General features: G+C 39.1%; 14 protein-coding genes. 9 read left to right on the forward strand and 5 right to left on the reverse strand.

Annotation, left to right across the window (positions count from 1 at the left end; translation table 11 throughout):
* Window positions 1-226 precede the first annotated feature (226 nt).
* From ACM5QX_RS16865 to psbM, 4 genes are all read left to right on the forward strand, one after another.
* On the forward strand, window positions 227-5,779 hold the full coding sequence (locus ACM5QX_RS16865; protein ID WP_414754569.1) for an AAA family ATPase: 5,553 nt from the start codon (window positions 227-229) through the stop codon (window positions 5,777-5,779).
* Between the two features lie 277 nt (window positions 5,780-6,056).
* Complete coding sequence (locus ACM5QX_RS16870) at window positions 6,057-6,194, forward strand: photosystem II reaction center protein K (RefSeq protein WP_010995059.1); 138 nt, start codon at window positions 6,057-6,059, stop codon at window positions 6,192-6,194.
* Between the two features lie 162 nt (window positions 6,195-6,356).
* Window positions 6,357-6,653, forward strand: coding sequence for a 2Fe-2S iron-sulfur cluster-binding protein (locus ACM5QX_RS16875; RefSeq protein WP_011321157.1), 297 nt, complete (start codon window positions 6,357-6,359; stop codon window positions 6,651-6,653).
* 99 nt (window positions 6,654-6,752) lie between these two features.
* The gene (psbM, locus tag ACM5QX_RS16880; protein WP_010995057.1) at window positions 6,753-6,869 is read left to right on the forward strand and encodes a photosystem II reaction center protein PsbM; all 117 of its coding nucleotides are present in this window, start codon (window positions 6,753-6,755) and stop codon (window positions 6,867-6,869) included.
* Between the two features lie 222 nt (window positions 6,870-7,091).
* Here the strand turns inward: psbM and ACM5QX_RS16885 are convergent, their stop codons facing one another.
* Window positions 7,092-7,943, reverse strand: a complete 852-nt coding sequence (locus tag ACM5QX_RS16885; protein ID WP_414754630.1) for a universal stress protein — start codon at window positions 7,941-7,943, stop codon at window positions 7,092-7,094.
* A gap of 938 nt (window positions 7,944-8,881) precedes the next feature.
* Here ACM5QX_RS16885 and ACM5QX_RS16890 point away from each other — a divergent pair.
* Window positions 8,882-9,145, forward strand: coding sequence for a DUF4278 domain-containing protein (locus ACM5QX_RS16890; protein ID WP_414754571.1), 264 nt, complete (start codon window positions 8,882-8,884; stop codon window positions 9,143-9,145).
* A 141-nt stretch (window positions 9,146-9,286) separates the two neighbouring features.
* On the opposite strand, the gene ACM5QX_RS16895 is transcribed toward ACM5QX_RS16890, so the two are convergent.
* A complete protein-coding gene (locus ACM5QX_RS16895) occupies window positions 9,287-11,395 on the reverse strand; it encodes a M3 family metallopeptidase (protein ID WP_414754572.1) in 2,109 nt (702 codons plus the stop codon).
* Between the two features lie 60 nt (window positions 11,396-11,455).
* A complete protein-coding gene (locus ACM5QX_RS16900; protein WP_414754574.1) occupies window positions 11,456-11,578 on the reverse strand; it encodes a hypothetical protein in 123 nt (40 codons plus the stop codon).
* A gap of 89 nt (window positions 11,579-11,667) precedes the next feature.
* Here ACM5QX_RS16900 and ACM5QX_RS16905 point away from each other — a divergent pair, with 89 nt between their 5' ends.
* Together ACM5QX_RS16905 and ACM5QX_RS16910 are read left to right on the forward strand one after the other, a co-directional pair.
* A complete protein-coding gene (locus tag ACM5QX_RS16905) occupies window positions 11,668-12,408 on the forward strand; it encodes a hypothetical protein (protein WP_414754576.1) in 741 nt (246 codons plus the stop codon).
* 141 nt (window positions 12,409-12,549) lie between these two features.
* On the forward strand, window positions 12,550-13,536 hold the full coding sequence (locus ACM5QX_RS16910; RefSeq protein ID WP_414754578.1) for a zinc-dependent alcohol dehydrogenase family protein: 987 nt from the start codon (window positions 12,550-12,552) through the stop codon (window positions 13,534-13,536).
* A gap of 51 nt (window positions 13,537-13,587) precedes the next feature.
* Here the strand turns inward: ACM5QX_RS16910 and ACM5QX_RS16915 are convergent, their stop codons facing one another.
* Window positions 13,588-13,893: an acylphosphatase gene (locus tag ACM5QX_RS16915; protein ID WP_011321151.1), complete on the reverse strand. Its 306-nt coding sequence runs from the start codon at window positions 13,891-13,893 to the stop codon at window positions 13,588-13,590.
* Window positions 13,894-13,999: 106 nt separating this feature from the next.
* On the opposite strand from ACM5QX_RS16915, the gene ACM5QX_RS16920 reads away from it, so the two are divergent.
* Both ACM5QX_RS16920 and ACM5QX_RS16925 read left to right on the forward strand, forming a co-directional pair.
* Entirely contained in the window at window positions 14,000-14,377 is a 378-nt protein-coding gene (locus ACM5QX_RS16920; protein ID WP_414754579.1) for a DUF1823 family protein, read from the forward strand.
* Between the two features lie 292 nt (window positions 14,378-14,669).
* Window positions 14,670-16,328, forward strand: a complete 1,659-nt coding sequence (locus tag ACM5QX_RS16925; protein WP_414754581.1) for an alpha-amylase family glycosyl hydrolase — start codon at window positions 14,670-14,672, stop codon at window positions 16,326-16,328.
* 145 nt (window positions 16,329-16,473) lie between these two features.
* Here the strand turns inward: ACM5QX_RS16925 and nifH are convergent, their stop codons facing one another.
* Complete coding sequence (gene nifH, locus ACM5QX_RS16930; RefSeq protein ID WP_414754583.1) at window positions 16,474-17,367, reverse strand: nitrogenase iron protein; 894 nt, start codon at window positions 17,365-17,367, stop codon at window positions 16,474-16,476.
* Between the last annotated feature and the right edge of the window lie 924 nt (window positions 17,368-18,291).

Raw genomic sequence — 18,291 nt, forward strand, 5'->3', positions numbered from 1 at the left:
GTAAAGTGCTTACATTCCTATACTTTTATGCCCTTAGATACTTCAATTTAATTTCAATAACAAATTTTTGTGCATCAATAATATACGAGTAATTACGGAAAAACTTATAATTAAATAATACATAAGTGTTAAAGTTTTTGTTAAAAGCAAAAAATTACGTTTAAATACTCCTGCAAAAATGCAAAACTAGCCCTAGTCTCAAAAAGTATCTATATATCAAGTTACTATGCTTAGGTTAGTTGGCTATCAAAATTTGACGCAAATTTATGCTGGGACAAGAACCCTAATTTATCGAGGGATTAGGGAAGAAGATCAAAAGCCAATAGTTCTTAAAATATTACGGTATGAATATCCTAGCTTTAGTGAATTGGTACAATTTCGTAATCAATATACTATTACTAAAAATCTCCATATTCCTGGAATTATTCAAACTTATAATCTAGAAAATTATGAAAATAGTTATGCTCTAGTAATGGAAGATTTTGGGGGAATTTCTCTCAAAGATTGGTCAAACCAGAATAGCGAAATATCTTTAGATGAGTTTTTTCATATAGCTATTCAAATTGTCACTATCTTAGATGGACTGTACCGGAGTCGGGTAATTCACAAAGATATTAAACCCAGCAACATCCTGATTAATCCAATAACTAAAGAAATCAGATTAATTGACTTTGGGATTGCATCCCTTCTTCCCAGAGAAACCCAAACTCTAACTAGTCCTAACGTTTTGGAAGGAACCCTGGCTTACCTTTCACCAGAACAAACGGGACGCATGAACCGGGGAATTGACTATCGCAGCGATTTTTATTCTCTTGGGGTGACTTTTTTTGAACTCCTCACAGGACAGTTACCTTTTTGCTGTGATGACCCTATGAAGTTACTCCACTGCCATATTGCCAAACGTCCGCCACAAGTCCACGAAATTAATTTTACTATTCCTTTAGCTGTGTCTAACATTGTCTTCAAGCTGATGGCTAAAAATGCTGAAGACAGATACCAAAGTGCTTTGGGGTTAAAACATGATTTGGAAACTTGCTGGCGACAATGGACAACCCAAGGAGAAATTAGCGCTTTTGAGTTGGGGAGGAGGGATATTTGCGATCGCTTCATTATCCCAGAAAAACTGTATGGTCGCCAAGCAGAAGTTAAACAATTACTCGCCACCTTTGAGAGAGTATCCCAAGGACATAGGGAAATGATATTAGTTGCGGGGTTCTCTGGTATCGGGAAAACTGCAATTGTTAACGAAATCCACAAACCAATTGTTAAACAAAGTGGGTATTTCATTAAGGGTAAATATGACCAATTCCAACGGAATATCCCTTTATCTGCGATCGTCCAATCATTTCAGGATTTGATGGGACAATTATTGGGTGAAGCCAATACTCAAATTCAAGACTGGAAAACACGGATTTTAGCCGCATTGGGAGAACAAGGTCAGGTAATTATCGATGTTATCCCCGAACTCCAATCAATCATTGGTCAGCAACTTCAAGTTACAGAACTTGAACCTAGTGCAGCACAAAATCGCTTTAATACACTCTTCTTGAAGTTTATTCAAGTCTTCACAACTAAGGAACATCCTCTAGTCATCTTTCTCGATGATTTACAATGGGCTGACTCCGCATCCTTAAAGTTAATTCAGTTATTAATGAACCAAATAGATAATCATTATCTATTGCTGATAGGAGCCTATCGTGATAACGAAGTCTCTTCAGGACATCCTCTAATTTTAACACTACAAGATATTCAGAAAAATACAGAAAATATCGAGACTATTACTCTAAACCCTCTAGAGCTTTTGGATTTAAATCATCTTGTTGCTGATACGCTTAAATGCGATAAAGAAGTGGCTTTACCATTAACACAGTTAGTGTATCAAAAAACACAAGGTAATCCATTTTTTAGCAATCAGTTTCTTAAATATCTATATAATGAAAATTTAATCAGTTTTAATTTTGATAAGGGTTTTTGGGAATGTAATATAGCCCAAGTTAAGACATTATCTCTAACAGATGATGTCGTTGATTTCATGTCATTGCAACTGCAAAAGTTACCTGAAGCAACGCAGAATGTTTTGAAATTAGCTGCTTGTATTAATAATCATTTCAACTTATCCGTTTTAGCAAATATTTACGAAACATCTCTTGCAGAAACAGCAGCAGCTTTATGGACAGCTTTACGAGAGGGTTTAATAATTCCGACAAACAAAGTTTATAAATTTTTCCATGATGATTTATCTCTCAATCATTCTTATAATTTAAACAATAATATTGAACCCATCACAGTTGAATATAAGTTTCTCCATGACCGTGTTCAACAAGCTGCTTATAGTTTAATTCCCGAAGATAACAAAAAACTTACCCACTTAAAAATTGGGCAGTTAATGTTAGCTAATAGTACCCCAGAAATCAGAGAAGACAAGGTTTTTGAAATAGTCAATCAATTCAATATTGGGGTAGATTTAATTACAGAAGCGCCAGCACGTTATGAATTAGCACAGCTAAATTTACAAGCTGGAACTAAAGCTAAAAGTGCTACTGCTTACGGTGCAGCCGTGGAATATATAAATTTAGGGATAGGATTACTGACAGCAAATTGTTGGGAAAGTCAATATAGGTTGACATTATCACTATATTTAGAAGCAGTGGAAATAGCTTATCTTAGTACAGAATTTGAGAGGATGGAGAACCTAGCTGAAACTGTGCTAAAAAATGCCAAAACATTACTAGATAAAATCAATATTTATAGCATTAAAATTCAAGCCTGCATTGCTCAAAATCAACTTTTATTAGGTATTGAAACTGCTTTGCCCGTTTTGCAAATGCTAGGTGTACATTTACCTCCTAAACCTACACAAACAGACATTGTTAAGTCGCTCCAAGATGCAAATTCAGTACTAATGGGTAATAGAACTTCAGATTTAATTAACTTACCCAAAATGGACAATCCTGAGAAATTAGCAGCCTTGTCTATTCTTTCTAGTATGTTTGGTGCTGCTTATAATGGCTATCCCGCAATGTTCCCTCCATTGATTTGTGAGGAAGTAATATTATCAGTTAAGTATGGTAATGCACCTGTTTCAGCTTTTGCTTATGCTAGTTACGGCGCAATTTTACTCACATTTATGGGAGATATTGATGCTGGCTATGAATTTGGTAACCTTGCTTTGAATTTAATCGCCAAGCTAGATGCTAAAGAACTAAAAGCAAAAACTTTTTGTGTAGTTAGTTGTTTGATTAAACATTGGAAAAAACATCTCAGATATACATTCCCACTATTTATTGAAGGGTATCATAGTGGTTGGGAAACTGGAGACTTAGAATGGTCGGCTTGGTGTGCTTTTTCGTATACTCTTTACTTGTATTTAGCTGGCACTGAACTATATAGCCTAGAGCAAGAAATGTCCATCTATTCTCAGGCGATCGCTCAATTTAAGCAAAAGACATCTCTCAATTATCTTAACATCTATTACCAGTCTGTTTCCTGCTTGCTTGGTGATACAGAAAACCACCTACAAATCAAAGGCAATATATACGATGAAGAAGTCATGTTATCAATACATGAGCAGGCAAGTGACCGCCCAGCAATTTATCATTTATATATTAACAAACTGATTCTTTGTTACCTATTTTGCGAGTATGAACAGGCAATTAAGAATGCAGAAATTGCTGAACAGTATTTAGATGGTGTTCTAGGAATATATGTTGTTGTACTTTTACCATTTTATGATTCCCTGGCTCGTCTAGCGTTATATCCCCATACAACAGTTGATATTCAACAGAAGATTCTGCATCGAGTTAGTGAGAATCAAGCCAAAATCAAACAATGGACAGATTATGCCCCAATGAATCATCAGCATAAATTTTATTTAGTAGCAGCAGAGCAAAATCGCGTTCTTGGTAAATATCTAGAGGCGATGAATGACTATGACCTTGCTATTACAAATGCTAAAGAAAATAAGTATTTACAAGAAGAAGCCTTAGCCAATGAATTAGCAGCTAAATTTTACTGGGAATTGGGTAAAGAGAAAATAGCTCAAGTTTACTTTACTGATGCTTATTATGCTTATACACGTTGGGGATCTATAGCAAAAGTCAAGGATTTAGAGCAGCGTTATTCTCAGCTATTTTCTCTTCTATCTCGACGCTCGAATTTGATGTTCAACCCCAATGATACAATTGTCAAACATGATTCTAATTCCTCACACATTCATCAAACCCAACATAATACTCATTACTATAGTACGACAATTTCTAATGTCTTAGATTTGTCTAGTGTCATGAAAGCTTCCCAAGCCCTAGCGAGTGAAATCAAGCTTGATAAACTACTTTCTGCATTAATGGAATTGGTAATCGAGAATGCAGGAGCAAAAAAATGTGTGTTAGTTTTACTCAAAAATGAAAAATTAGTGATTGAGGCGATCGCCTCAATCAATCAAATTCCCATATCAACTATTTTGGTATCAATACCAATTGCAGAAAGTGACGAAATTCCTATCTCTTTAATTAACTATGTATCTCATACTTCTCAAACCTTAGTGATTGATGATGCGACAATTGAGGATTCATTTATCTCCGATCCCTATATCCGAAAAAAAGAACCCAAAAGTTTATTATGTACTCCCATCATCAAACAAGGTAAATTGATGGGCATACTATATCTAGAAAATCATTTAACCACAGGGGCATTTACTAGCGATCGCCTACAAGTTATTAACCTATTAATGGCCCAAGCCGCTATATCTTTAGAAAATGCCCAGCTTTACGGACAACTAGCAGAATATTCTCAAAATCTAGAGTTAAAAGTTGAGCAACGTACTCAAGAATTAAAAGAAAAAGCCAACCAATTAGAGTCCGCACTGCAAAAACTTTCCTCAACCCAATCACAATTAGTTCAAGCCGAAAAAATGTCTAGTCTGGGTCAATTAGTTGCTGGTATTGCTCATGAAATTAACAACCCTGTTAGCTTTATTTACGGCAATTTGACCTACACATCTGAATACATTAACTCCTTATTAGATTTGATTCATTTATACCAGCAATTATATTCCCAACCCCTACCAGAAATTCAGCAAAGAATCTCAGATATTGAACTAGATTTCATCACAGAAGATTTGCCTAAAATGCTTAAATCCATGCGGTTTGGAGCGCAACGTATAGAAGAGATTGTTTCATCTTTACGGACTTTTGCACGATTAGATGAAGCAGGAATGAAACGAGTAGACATTCACTCTGGTATTGATAGCACTTTGTTAATTTTGCAACATCGGCTGAAATTTAAGCAAAATAGGCAATCTTTACCTATAGCCGTCAAACAAAACTACGGTAACATCCCACAAATTTACTGTTATGCTTCCGAGTTGAATCAAGTCTTTATCAGCATCCTCAGTAATGCCATAGACGCTTTGCAAGAGGATGTAAGTAATCAATCAGGGAGAGAAAAACAGCCGACAATTACCATCTCTACAGAGGTCAAAAATGCAGAATCAATACTAATTCGCATTGCTGATAATGGCCCTGGTATGAGCGATTCAGTACTCGGTAAAATATTTGACCCATTTTTTACAACTAAACCAGTGGGTAGTGGTACAGGTCTAGGACTATCGATCAGTTACGCGATCGTGGTAGAAAAGCATGGTGGTCAATTACTTTGCTCCTCTAGCCCAGGCATGGGTACAGAGTTCACCATTGTCATCCCTATTCAGACTTTTGATACTGCAATCAGTAGAGAAACAACTAACACCAATTCAAAATTAAGCAAGTGTGATTCAGCATAGGTTTGAGAGTTTTCATCTACATCATGTTTGTTGTGAATTGCTATGAGCAGAGGGTAATAATTACTAACTAATGATTGATGACCGAAGCATAAAAAAATACAAGTTACTCTCTGAATAGGCGCTAAATTTTTTGAGGCAGATTGTAATTTTAAATTTTGTAGCTTTAGCCTCCCGTAGGGTATTTTGAATTTTGAATTCCCATAAGGGGTTGCCCAATCCATGTTAAGATACATCTCAATTATGAAAGCTGTGTTGGATTAGGTGGATTTAAACAAACATGGAAGCAGCACTATTATTAGCAAAACTGCCTGAAGCTTACCAAATCTTCGATCCTCTGGTCGATGTTCTCCCAATTATTCCTGTTTTCTTTTTATTACTTGCTTTTGTATGGCAAGCAGCTGTCGGATTTAGGTAAGTTCAACTATAGTCAATTTCTAGGACAGGTAGTTTACCTGTCCTATTTTTTTGTAATTACTCTATCTTGATAATTCTTAATTTTTTGTAATAAATGGGGATAAATTCAGTAATATAGGTGTAAAGCTTGACCCGCTTACAGTCAACGAGGAATTAGTCAGCTATGGGTAATATCAAATTCGTTAAAGAAGATAAAGAAGTAATCGCTGCGGATGGTGCAAATCTGCGGCTTAAGGCAATGGATAATGGCGTTGACATTTATAAGTTTTTTGGCAAACTCACAAATTGTGGTGGTGTCGGTCAATGTGGTACTTGTATTGTTGAGATAGTTGAAGGAATCGAAAATCTTTCTACTCCGACAGATGTGGAAAATCGGATGTTAAAGAAAAAGCCAGCTAATTACCGTTTGGCTTGTCAAACTTTAGTAAATGGCCCAGTAAGTGTAGTAACCAAACCTTGAAGGATTGGTATTGAGCAAGTAAAAAAAAAGAGCTAACACTGGCATCGTTGATGCTATTCTAAAATTGTTGACTGGAAATTAAAGAGAGGCGTTCTTGCCATGCAAGTTAATGACTTAGGGTTCGTAGCGAGCATTCTGTTCGTACTAGTACCCTCTGTGTTTTTAATAATTCTGTACATTCAAACAGCCAGCCGCGAAGGTAAAAAAGATAGTTGATTGATTTTCGTATAAAATAAGAAACCCCTATACCCGATGGTAGAGGGGTTTTTCGTGTCGAAAGTTTGGGTGAAGAATGTAGGGGGGATAAGGGTATAAGGAGTTAGAGGTGTAAGGGAAAAACTTTCAAGTCTGTTAACCGTCAACCGTCAACAGTCAACAGCTATAAATTACTTCACCACACCCCTAAACCCCTAAACCCCTAAACCCCTAAACCCCTAGTTAACCAGTTGTCCTCGCTAATAATACAGGACAGCTAGCATTAACTCGCACATAGTCTGACAGTGAAGCACCGATGAGTCTGTCTAGATCGACAAAATTCTTAGCCACCGACGGACGGCGATCGGGTGATCCGAGTAATAATAAATCTACATTCAACTCATCTGCTAGGCGACAGATTTCTTCTCCTGGTTTGCCGCTACTGGTAAAGCAGCGAGTTTGTACACCATATTTTTGTGCTTCCGCTACGGCTGAAGCCAAAACAGGATTTTTATCTGGGTTAATTTCCGATACATCTGAGGTTTTACCACGCAAATCGGTTGTCACATTAGCCAAAATTAATTGACTACCGACAATACCCTGCAACAAAAACAAGGCTAGATTTAAGCAATGTTTTGCTGCGTCAGAATTATCCATCGCTACCATCACTCGCTTAATTTTTTTGACATAAATGTCATCTTTAACCAGTAACATTGGGCGAGAAGACAGCTGAAAGACATACTGACTCACTGAGTTTGATAAAATCGATTGCAGACGTTTAAGTCCGCGTGAACCCATAATAATTAAGTCAGCGTCAATTTCATCGGCTACCTGACAAACAACATCTTTAGGATCTCCTTGGCGCAAAATCGAAGAAACCTGGCTAGGATCTAAGTTCAAACTCTGAATTGCATTAGCCAAAATTTTGCCACCTTCTTCCCATTTATCTGTCATGGCAGAAGATGTTGCTTGAGAAGGAACTACGTGCAGGACTGTAACTTTTGCAGATTGGATTGATGGCACTTCTTTCAAAGTTTTGAGCATTTCTTCTGCGTGTCCCAATCCAGAAACAGCTAGCAAAATCTTTTCTATCATTGTTAGTTCTTGTTTTAAGGTTGCTTGGTGTTTAATTTTTCTTCTTGGTTCGGATGAAATGTTCACCACCTGGCTCAACAACTTAGTAGTTAAGTTAGCACAATGCCACTATATAGATATTAGCCATCAACACTCAAAAAATTAATTCCTTTGAAGAGACTAATGTTTGTTAAGTTTCATTGCACTTGAGTTACTTAACTTTTCATCAAGGTTGCAATCATTAAGCTTACTCTCAATATTGCCTGATAAAATTCACAATTTATGATGTTGGTTATTATTTTTAATCTATATTCAATATTTTTAATTAGAGAAACGTTAAATATTGCAAAGTTAATCCTCTTGTGATTGGTTGAGATTATAGCTGATGTAACCGATAAAGTATGTGAAAAAAGCACCGGATTAATAGATTTATTTTATACTTTATATAATAGAAAAGAGTTATTATGACAATGAGTCTTTTTTTACTTTATTTTTGCTGTTAATTAGCAAATTTAAACCAAGAAATGCCCAAATATTTTACAAACTTTTATATATTTAAATGAGACTAATATATGTAATTTTGTAAAGTAGTTTTATGGGCAAAGATTTCTTTGGCAGCTAGTATCTTCCCGTGGATTATAATATAGGTAAGGAATAGTCAATGATAGCTAGCAATGGCGTTTTGCCAACCGTAGGTCATTCCCTCTACCCAGTCGTTTGCATAATCTACTCAGCTAGAGCATTAACAAATTCTTAGGAATTTCTCGCCACATTTGGTTATTGTTGTCAACTTACAGAGGAAGTATTACTCTTTGCGTAATATTTCTTCATTCATCAATGCGTAAATCCCGAATCAACCTGTGATAACTCCCAAGTAAACATAACTTTGGTGATTGCTTGAGGTCAAAGGAATCCTTGTAGTCATCAAGAGTGAATTTATTGATTCAGGAAGTAAAAATATGAAACTTTGCTATCGTGGTTTGAGTTACGAATACGAACCCAATCAAGCAGAAAAATACCAAGTTTCCCACGGTCAGCGATCGCATCAGTTAAAGTATCGGGGGATTGCTTATGATACTAACCCTGAGGTAACGGTAGACAAAGTTAGTTTATCATTTGTAGCGCATAAATTAATTTACCGAGGAATCGCTTACTTTATCAGTAGAACTCAACCAGAAATTAACCCAGTCGATGGAGCAGTAAAAATTCACGGGTTGGTATAATTCCTATTTAAATAATTGCTGTAATTGCTGTGCCATCTTTGCGAAGGAATACCAAGTAGAGGCGCAGAGAAGTATCACACTCTCCGCGTTCCTCCCCGTAACCCTTGGCGTAACTCTGCGTTTAAGTTCCTACCTCAATACTTAAGCAGCATTGGGCAGCAACCCATTATGCTTGAGCAAAGAAGCTGTACTCGGTTCCCGTCCTCGGAACGCTGCGAACACCTCCATAGGATGTTTGCTACCACCAAGAGCTAATACAGTATCCCGATAACGTCTACCCGTAGCTTTAATGGCGACTTCATCTTCTAGCCCAGCATCTTCAAAAGCGGCGAAAGCATCAGCACTGAGTACCTCAGCCCACTTGTAACTGTAGTATCCCGCAGCATAACCACCTGCAAAGATATGCCCAAAAGCGCAGAGGAAAGAGTCTTCTGGTAGCGGTGGCAAAACAGTAGTCTGTTGAGCGACACGATGACGCACATCGGCGGCGGTTTCCTTACCCCCTGGGCGATAGCGGGAGTGTAATTCCAAATCAACGCTGCTAAAGTGGAGTTGCCGCAAGATGGCGCTACCGCTCATATAATTACGGGCGGCTAGGAGTTTTTGATAATAATGTTCTGGTAGAGGTTCCCCAGTTTCGTAATGTTTAGCCAAGCTAAATAAAGTGGTACGCTCATAGCACCAGTTTTCCATAAACTGACTTGGTAGTTCTACTGCATCCCACTCTACATTATTGATGCCTGCGGCTCCAGTGTAGTTAACCTTGGTGAGCATATGATGTAGCCCATGACCAAATTCATGGAATAGGGTTTCTACCTCATAGAATGTCATCAAACTAGGTTTACCATCCACTGGCGGAGTTTGGTTACACACCAAATAAGCCACAGGTAAACGCACAGTTGTTACACCATTTTCTGTGATGATGGCGCGATTGATACAGGTATCCATCCATGCACCGCCACGTTTTTCACCTGGACGGCTGTAAGGGTCTAAGTAGAAATAGGCGATGGGGCTACCTGTTTCATCAGCTATTTGGAAATAACGGATATCTTCGTGCCAAACTGGGGCTTGTCCATCTGCTGGGGTAACGGTAATGCCAAACAGCCGATGCACCAGTCCAAATAAGCCATCGAGGACTTGGGGTAGGGGGAAGTAAGGACGTAGTTCTTCGGCGGTGAAGGCAAATTTTTCTTCTCGTTGGCGTTCAGCCCAAAAGCTAATATCCCAGTGTCGTAAATCTGCGGCTTCTGGCGCTCCTTTAGAGGCTGCAAAGGCTCTCAAGGTTTCTAAATCTTTAACAGCTGCATCGTAACTAGCACTGCGTAATTCTTCTAATAGTGCTTCAACTGCTTCCACATTGGGAGCCATTTTACTGGCTAGGCTCAACTCGGCATAATTTTGGAAGCCCAATAAATTTGCCAGTTCTTGGCGTAACTCTAAAGTCCGTTCGATAATTGGGTTGTTATCTAATTCACCAGATGAGGCGCGGGTAATATAAGTTTTGTAAAGCTTTTCGCGCAAATCACGCCTGGTGCTGTGCTGGATGAAGGGGGTGTAACTGGGGATATCTAAAGTAATACGCCAAGGGCCATTTTCTGGTGTGGCATTTTCTGCACCATTTGCCCGCGCTGCTTGTGCTGCTAAACTAAGTAAACTTTGGGGTAAGCCGTCAACTTCTGCTTGAGTAGTGAGGGTGAGGCTAAAGGCTGTGGTTGCGTCAAGGACATGGTTAGAGAACTTGGTAGCCAATTCTGCCAATTCCATTTGAATAGCATTGAAACGTTCCCGTGCTTCTCCTTGCAAGCCCACACCAGAAAGTTCAGCATCCCGAATGGCTGCTTCCACAATTCGCTGTTGGGCTGATTCTAAAGTTTGCCAACTATCACTGGCGCGGAGTTGTTTAAAAGCATTGTAGATGGGTTGGCTTTGTCCCAACTTGTTAGCAAACTGCACTACTTGTGGTTGCACAGCTTCATGGGCTGTACGCAGTTCTGGGCTATTTTTCACACCCATTAGATGATTTACTATACTCCAACTCCAGGTCAGGCGATCGCTTAACTTTTCTAAAGGTTCGACCAAGCCATCCCAGGTAGGCTGTACATTCGCTTCCAAGGTAGTCAGTTCTTGTTCCAGTTCCGCCAATAATTGTTCAAAGGCTGGTTGTACTTGTTCTGGTTGAATTTCCGTAAATGGAGGCAAGCCAGAACCTTTAAGTAAAGGATTTTGAGTAATGGTAGTATTCGCACTCATGGTTTGATGTGAGCCGCAGATTATGGGTGACTATATTCTACTAATGTAGCGATCGCTGCACTATTTCGCCCTGCCATAATGCCAAAATCGCCAATCTTGTAAGATGTCTTCACCAGGAATTTCGACTCTTTTCTGAAAATTGTAGCGATCGCCCCACTTTGTTACTGATAAAATCCACAACATCTTATGGTACCCTCCAGGGTACTATTAGACATAACGCTTCAACGTGTATATTCCCCAATGTAGCTTAAATCAGCAATTATCCCAATCCTATGAAGTTAATCAAAAAGCTGGCGATCTTAGTAGGAACTACAATGACTTTGGCTAATGCGTCATCATCTGTGATGGCTGCTGATTTTCGGACTACTTTGGCATTTTCCAATTCCCTTGTCACTGATGTCACTAAAATAGTGGTTGATTGGTCAAGCGACCAAACCAGCAATCAATTCATCACCGAGAATGATTTAGATAATTTGTCATATCAACTTTTTGAAGGAGCGTCTTTAATATATTCAGAAGATGTCATCAAAAATGGAGCAGTACAAGCCATTGGTGGAGTACAACGTTCCATCTCTGATATCTCTTTCTGGTATTATGATGGGGCTATTGTTCAGTTTAAAAACGACATAGGCGGTGGTACACCATTGCAATCTCAGGCACAGGTAACTCAAGGGATTACATACAATGTGGAATTAACACCTCGGTTTCTTGTCCAAATCGGTCAATCGCTTCCTAACCCTTTACCTAGTAATATAAGACTTCAAGAATATAATTCGGGAATATTGGTACCGAGAACATCCCCATCGTTATGTAATAATTTCCCTGGTAGTATTAATTCCTGTATTGGTATAGATGAGCCGACCTTAATCAACCAGCAAACAGAAGTAATACAATCAGCCCAATCAGTTCCCGAACCCTCATTCATACTTAGCATGGGAACAATAGCGGTTTTAGGCTTTGGTGCTAATCAGCTATCACAATTGAAAACAAAGCGAAAGAATCAAGCAAGTTAAGCAGCAATTTTGCAAAATTCTCATGACAACTTTGCACCCTTAGTTATAGGAATAGCAAATAAGTAATTTATTAGTATTGGGTAAACTCTGGGAAACAAACTGTACCAAGATTTTTACACATCTGGATGAATTACGAATATTATGCGCGCCATGATTTTAGACGCACCGCGTCAACCCTTACGTCTGACAGGGTTACCAATACCAAGACCAAATCCAGAACAAGTATTGATTCGCGTTCACGCTTGCGCTGTTTGTCGCACAGATTTACATATAGTGGATGGAGAATTGGCACACCCAAAACTACCTTTGATTTTGGGACATCAAATTGTGGGAACGATTGAAGCTTTAGGAGAACAAGTTGATCAATTTCATCTAGGTCAAAGGGTTGGTGTACCTTGGTTGGGTCATACTTGCGCTCATTGTCCTTACTGTCTCTCTGGGCGGGAAAACCTCTGTGATTATGCTGAATTTACAGGTTATAATATAGACGGAGGCTATGCAGACTATACAGTAGCTGACCACCGCTTTTGCTTTCCCTTAGACCCCACTTATCCAGACTTACAAGCTGCACCTCTGTTATGTGGAGGTTTAATTGGCTACCGGGCTTACAATATGACTGGGAATGCTGAGAAACTGGGTTTTTACGGTTTCGGTTCCTCTGCTCATATCTTAATTCAACTAGCACGTTATCAAGGGCGCAAAGTATTTGCTTTCACTCGTCCTGGGGATATTGATGGGCAAGAATTTGCCCGTCAATTAGGTGCAAATTGGGCTGGTGACTCAGATGTATTACCGCCAGAACCTTTAGATGCAGCAATTATTTTTGCACCAGTGGGGAAACTAGTTCCTACCGCCTTGCGTGCAGTTGCTAAAGGTGGTGTAGTCGTTTGTGCTGGTATTCATATGAGCGATATCCCCTCATTTCCCTACAGCATTCTTTGGGAAGAACGGGTGTTAAGGTCTGTAGCTAATTTAACACGCCAAGATGGGGAAGAGTTTCTGACTATCGCGCCGCAAATTCCCATCCGAACAAAGATTAATTCTTTCCCCTTGACTCAAGCTAATGAGGCTTTAGATGCGCTACGTAGTGGCAAAATAGAGGGGTCTGCTGTTTTAGTGATGAAGTGAGGAGACTCATATTGGATTTCAAGAGTATTTTCAGGTCAAGTACAATTAAACTTAATTTACCAACCGTTTCACCTCAAATCCCCGTAACCCTTCCGGTTCTTCATACTCAACCGCCACATCTTGCACCACAGCTGCCGGTGGGCCTGCATGACACCACCTCACCATCTCTTCCACAATGTCCCGCGCCCCCTCAAACACCGCTTCTACACGACCATCAGGAAGATTCCGCACCCAACCAGTTAAACCTAGTTGACTGGCGGTATCGACAGTAGAGTAACGAAAACCTACCCCCTGCACTCTACCAGTAACGAAGACATGGACGCGAATTAGCTGCGACTGTGGTGTAGAATTTGGCATTGACCCATCTATGATTTACGATTACCAGTCTACATTGTTTGTGAATCAGGAACGGATTTTTTAGATCGAAATCTGCTAATTTAAAATTCTAAATTTTGCATTACTTATGTCTGAACTACCACCATTGAATACAGATACTATCTGGGGTATTCTCAACGATCAAATTGATGATGCCACGGTCATGCAATTAGTTTGGTATTACTTAGGCTATCGCTACGACGCAACAACAGAAAAATGGGACAACAACGCTGTTGCATCAGAATGGCGTGATGAGTATCCAGAACCACCAAACTTTCTAGAAAGTCGCCCCGCAACGATGAAATTAACTCGTTCTATTCCTAAACAATACAAACAAATTACCAAAGAGAAACTGGGTTTTAAAGGGTATAAAATTGGTACCTTTACACCAAGAGAAACTCGCAGAGCTACTTCTGCTAACTGGTTGCTAAGTTATTTGCAGCAGCAAATTGACCAAGGCAAATAATACATTTTGGCAAATATTCGGTTAATTAAGATTATTTTTACCCGAATATTTGCTTTTATACAGTAAAAAATATTATTTATAAATCTATAACCTATGACAGTAGACAATATATTTTTGTCCAAACATCATCATTTAAATATTTGAGTCACCAATAAATAATCTATTGATAGAATAGACCATCTATCTGCTGATAGAGGAAGCATATAACTAATTATTTCCTGCGACCGATTTGCAAATTGATTAATAATTTAGAAAATGCTTAATACTAGCATTTTATATTTTACTGATTTTTATGGCAAAGCCCATTGAATTTACTTTATTTGCACCCTATAACAAAGGAGCAGCATTAATTGCATCATTTTCCGATTGGCAAGAAATTCCTATGCAAAAAGGTGATGATGGTTATTTTCGCGCAACTATTGAATTAGAAGATGGTACATATCAATATAAATTTCGTGTACAAACAAGATCATGGTTTTTTGAAGAAGATCAATGGGTAGATGTTACAGACCCTTATGCTACTGATATTGATGAATCAAGTGGTAAAGATAATGGCATCATCAAAATAAAAGATGGTGAAAAAATTGTTGATACATATGTTTGGCAACATGATGATAAACCTTTACCTGCTGACCACGAATTAGTTATTTATGAATTACACGTAGGTGATTTTTCTGGTGGAGAAGATGACCCTTATGCACGGGGCAAATATAAACACGTTATTGAAAAGTTAGATTATTTGTGTGAATTGGGCATCAATGCCATTGAGTTGTTACCAGTAAAAGAATATCCAGGTGATTATAGTTGGGGTTATAATCCTCGCTATTTCTTTGCTACTGAATCCAGCTATGGTTCTACAGCTGATTTAAAAAAATTGGTTGATGAATGCCATCAACGAGGTATTCGCATCATTATGGACGGGATTTATAACCACTCCGAAGCATCCAGTCCATTAACACAAATTGACCATGACTACTGGTATCACCATGAACCACGCGACCCTGATAATAACTGGGGGCCAGAGTTTAATTACGAACACTATGATGAAAATTTAGAGACTTATCCAGCAAGAAAATTTATTGGTGATACGGTCAGATATTGGGTCGGAGAATATCATCTAGATGGTATTCGCTACGATGCAGCAAGGCAAATAGCCAACTACGATTTCATGCACTGGATTGCTCAAGAAGCAAAGAAAACTGCCGGAGCAAAACCATTCTATAATGTTGCTGAACACATCCCAGAAACCACTAGCATTACTAATTTAGATGGGCCGATGGATGGATGTTGGCATGATAGTTTTTACCACACCATTAAAGCTCATATATGCGGTGACACCTTTGATTTAGAAAATCTCAAAGATGTCATTGACCCTAAACGCCAAGGTTTCTTGGGTGCAACTAATGTTGTGAACTATCTCACCAACCATGACCATGACCATATCATGGTGGAGTTAGGTAATCGAGAAATTTTTCACGACGAAGCTTTTAGAAGAGCTAAACTGGGAACTGCAATTTTAATGACAGCTGTTGGTGTACCTTTGATTTGGATGGGAGAAGAATTCGGCGAGTATAAACCCAAACAACAAGACCAATCTAAAATTGATTGGACACTCTTAGGTAACGACCTCAATCGTAGTTTGTTTGATTACTACAGAGGATTGATAGGTTTACGTAAGAATAATCACGCGTTGTATACAGAAAATATTGATTTCATCCACGAAAATCCAGAAGCCAAGGTGTTAGCCTACAGCCGTTGGAATGATGAAGGTTCTCGTGTGGTAGTGGTGACGAATTTCTCCGAAGACTTCCTCGCTGGTTATCATGTCCCTAATTTCCCCTCTGGTGGTACATGGCATGAGTGGACTGGCGATTATGATGTTGAAGCTGGTGATGATGGTATCATCACTGATATCGGGCCTTACGAAGCTAAGGTATTTGTTTGGCAGTAACATCGCACAGTGCTGTAAAGCCTTGCAGGCATAGCTGCGCTTAGAACGGTAGTGGAACGTTACACCAATTCAAAATTCACATGGTATAACCCCGACTTGTCTAAAAGTCGGGGTTACAAACTTTATCAGAACTGCATCACATTACTTACTTAGATTTGCTTTCTGAAGTTGTAGCAATCATTTTTGCAGCATTTTCTTCGCTTTCAAGAATACCGAACTCAATCAGCAACTCTTCTAATTCTTCCATCTCAATTGGGGTAGGAATCTTTAGGTTTTCGTTGTTGATGATTTTGTTAGCCAAAATCCGGTATTCGTTACCTTGGTTGCTGTCGGGTGCGTATTCGTTAACTGTCATCCGGCGCAACTCAGCGTGTTGAACAATGTTGTCGCGGGGTACGTAGTGAATCATTTGGGTGTTCAAACGTTTTGCCAGAGTTTCGATGAGTTCGATTTCTCTGTCAACGTTACGGCTATTACAAATCAAGCCGCCTAAACGTACACCACCAGTGTGTGCATATTTCAAAATACCACGAGCGATGTTGTTAGCAGCATACATCGCCATCATTTCACCAGAGGTAACGATGTAGATTTCTTGTGCTTTACCTTCACGGATAGGCATAGCGAAACCACCACATACAACGTCACCCAATACGTCGTAGGATACGAAGTCTAGGTCTTGGTAAGCACCGTTTTCTTCTAAGAAGTTAATGGCGGTGATGATACCACGACCAGCGCAACCTACACCGGGTTCTGGACCACCAGATTCTACGCACTTAACGCCACGGAAGCCGGTCAGCATTACTTCGTCGAGTTCGAGGTCTTCTACTGCACCACGTTCAGCAGCCAAGTGAAGAACGGTGGTTTGAGCTTTGGAATGGAGCATCAAACGGGTGGAGTCAGCTTTAGGGTCACAACCTACGATGAGGATGCGTTGACCCATTTCTGCCATAGCTGCCAAGGTGTTTTGAGAAGTGGTAGACTTACCAATACCGCCTTTACCGTAGAAAGCAATTTGTCTAATTTTCTTGTCGATACTCATGATTTGTGTTTTCCTGCGATGAATGTAAATACGATGTTCTAGAGTAAATATTGGTCAGAGGTTGCGTAGATAAGGATTTTTATCGAGGAAAGATTGCAAGTATCACCAAAAGCACAGTCCGATAGTTTCCTAAGATGAAATCGGAATTTTAGAGTGGTTTCTAGAACTTCCTATTCAGACAAAGTTGTATCTGCTCATGCAAAGCAAACCTTAGTTAAACTGGACATATATATTGCAGGTCATTGTGATAAATCACCATCGGTTGCTCAGGCCTTAAGAGTGGCTACAGTGGCAATTTAAATTTATCCAGGTTTTATTCCTGAACCCAACTAACCAAATTTGCCATCCACTCCGAATGGTTCTACAAGTTTCCTGCACTTGTATATGTCATCAGTGCTTAGTAATTCTAAGTCTGCTCTTTTTTGGTAATTTCTAGCAAATATTCCGGAAAAATCACTCACATAGCTTACAATTCGTGCAGGCAGATAAATCTCTACCTACAGCAGTCAAGCCATACATCAGCAACCCCTAAAACTACGATTTGGGCAAATGTATTGGTGGCTGTTGCCAATATGCTGAAATTCCTAAATCTTAAGAACGGTTATCTACTAAAATAAGCAATTGCCAGAACATAGTAAGCGAATCAAAATAGTGAATTTTACTGCTGCTATGTTCAGTAACCGTTCTGATTTATTGGGGATTACCAGCTTTGACTAAGAGTCTTTCTTCCCAGGCTCCTAGAGTACTTTTCACTGGCTCGTAATACTAGCGAAGAGAGGCAATGTTCACTGGCTATTATGACCACAGCCAGTTATCATTAACTTCAAGTTTTTACTGAGGCTTCTATCCTTTTTACCTGGACAAGTTCTATCGCTATAAAAAATCATAACGATATTGAAGTGGATTTACCAGACCAAAAGGACT

Source organism: Anabaena sp. CCY 9910 (assembly GCF_963920875.1).
Lineage (GTDB): Bacteria > Cyanobacteriota > Cyanobacteriia > Cyanobacteriales > Nostocaceae > Trichormus > Trichormus variabilis.

What these genes read in the sequence shown, in the direction of transcription:
- ACM5QX_RS16865 (WP_414754569.1), top strand. Translation starts at nt 227, where the DNA reads ATGCTTAGGTTAGTTGGCTATCAAAATTTGACGCAAATTTATGCTGGG.
- ACM5QX_RS16870 (WP_010995059.1), top strand. Translation starts at nt 6,057, where the DNA reads ATGGAAGCAGCACTATTATTAGCAAAACTGCCTGAAGCTTACCAAATC.
- ACM5QX_RS16875 (WP_011321157.1), top strand. Translation starts at nt 6,357, where the DNA reads ATGGGTAATATCAAATTCGTTAAAGAAGATAAAGAAGTAATCGCTGCG.
- psbM (WP_010995057.1), top strand. Translation starts at nt 6,753, where the DNA reads ATGCAAGTTAATGACTTAGGGTTCGTAGCGAGCATTCTGTTCGTACTA.
- ACM5QX_RS16885 (WP_414754630.1), bottom strand. Translation starts at nt 7,943, where the DNA reads ATGATAGAAAAGATTTTGCTAGCTGTTTCTGGATTGGGACACGCAGAA.
- ACM5QX_RS16890 (WP_414754571.1), top strand. Translation starts at nt 8,882, where the DNA reads ATGAAACTTTGCTATCGTGGTTTGAGTTACGAATACGAACCCAATCAA.
- ACM5QX_RS16895 (WP_414754572.1), bottom strand. Translation starts at nt 11,395, where the DNA reads ATGAGTGCGAATACTACCATTACTCAAAATCCTTTACTTAAAGGTTCT.
- ACM5QX_RS16900 (WP_414754574.1), bottom strand. Translation starts at nt 11,578, where the DNA reads ATGTTGTGGATTTTATCAGTAACAAAGTGGGGCGATCGCTACAATTTT.
- ACM5QX_RS16905 (WP_414754576.1), top strand. Translation starts at nt 11,668, where the DNA reads ATGAAGTTAATCAAAAAGCTGGCGATCTTAGTAGGAACTACAATGACT.
- ACM5QX_RS16910 (WP_414754578.1), top strand. Translation starts at nt 12,550, where the DNA reads ATGCGCGCCATGATTTTAGACGCACCGCGTCAACCCTTACGTCTGACA.
- ACM5QX_RS16915 (WP_011321151.1), bottom strand. Translation starts at nt 13,893, where the DNA reads ATGCCAAATTCTACACCACAGTCGCAGCTAATTCGCGTCCATGTCTTC.
- ACM5QX_RS16920 (WP_414754579.1), top strand. Translation starts at nt 14,000, where the DNA reads ATGTCTGAACTACCACCATTGAATACAGATACTATCTGGGGTATTCTC.
- ACM5QX_RS16925 (WP_414754581.1), top strand. Translation starts at nt 14,670, where the DNA reads ATGGCAAAGCCCATTGAATTTACTTTATTTGCACCCTATAACAAAGGA.
- nifH (WP_414754583.1), bottom strand. Translation starts at nt 17,367, where the DNA reads ATGAGTATCGACAAGAAAATTAGACAAATTGCTTTCTACGGTAAAGGC.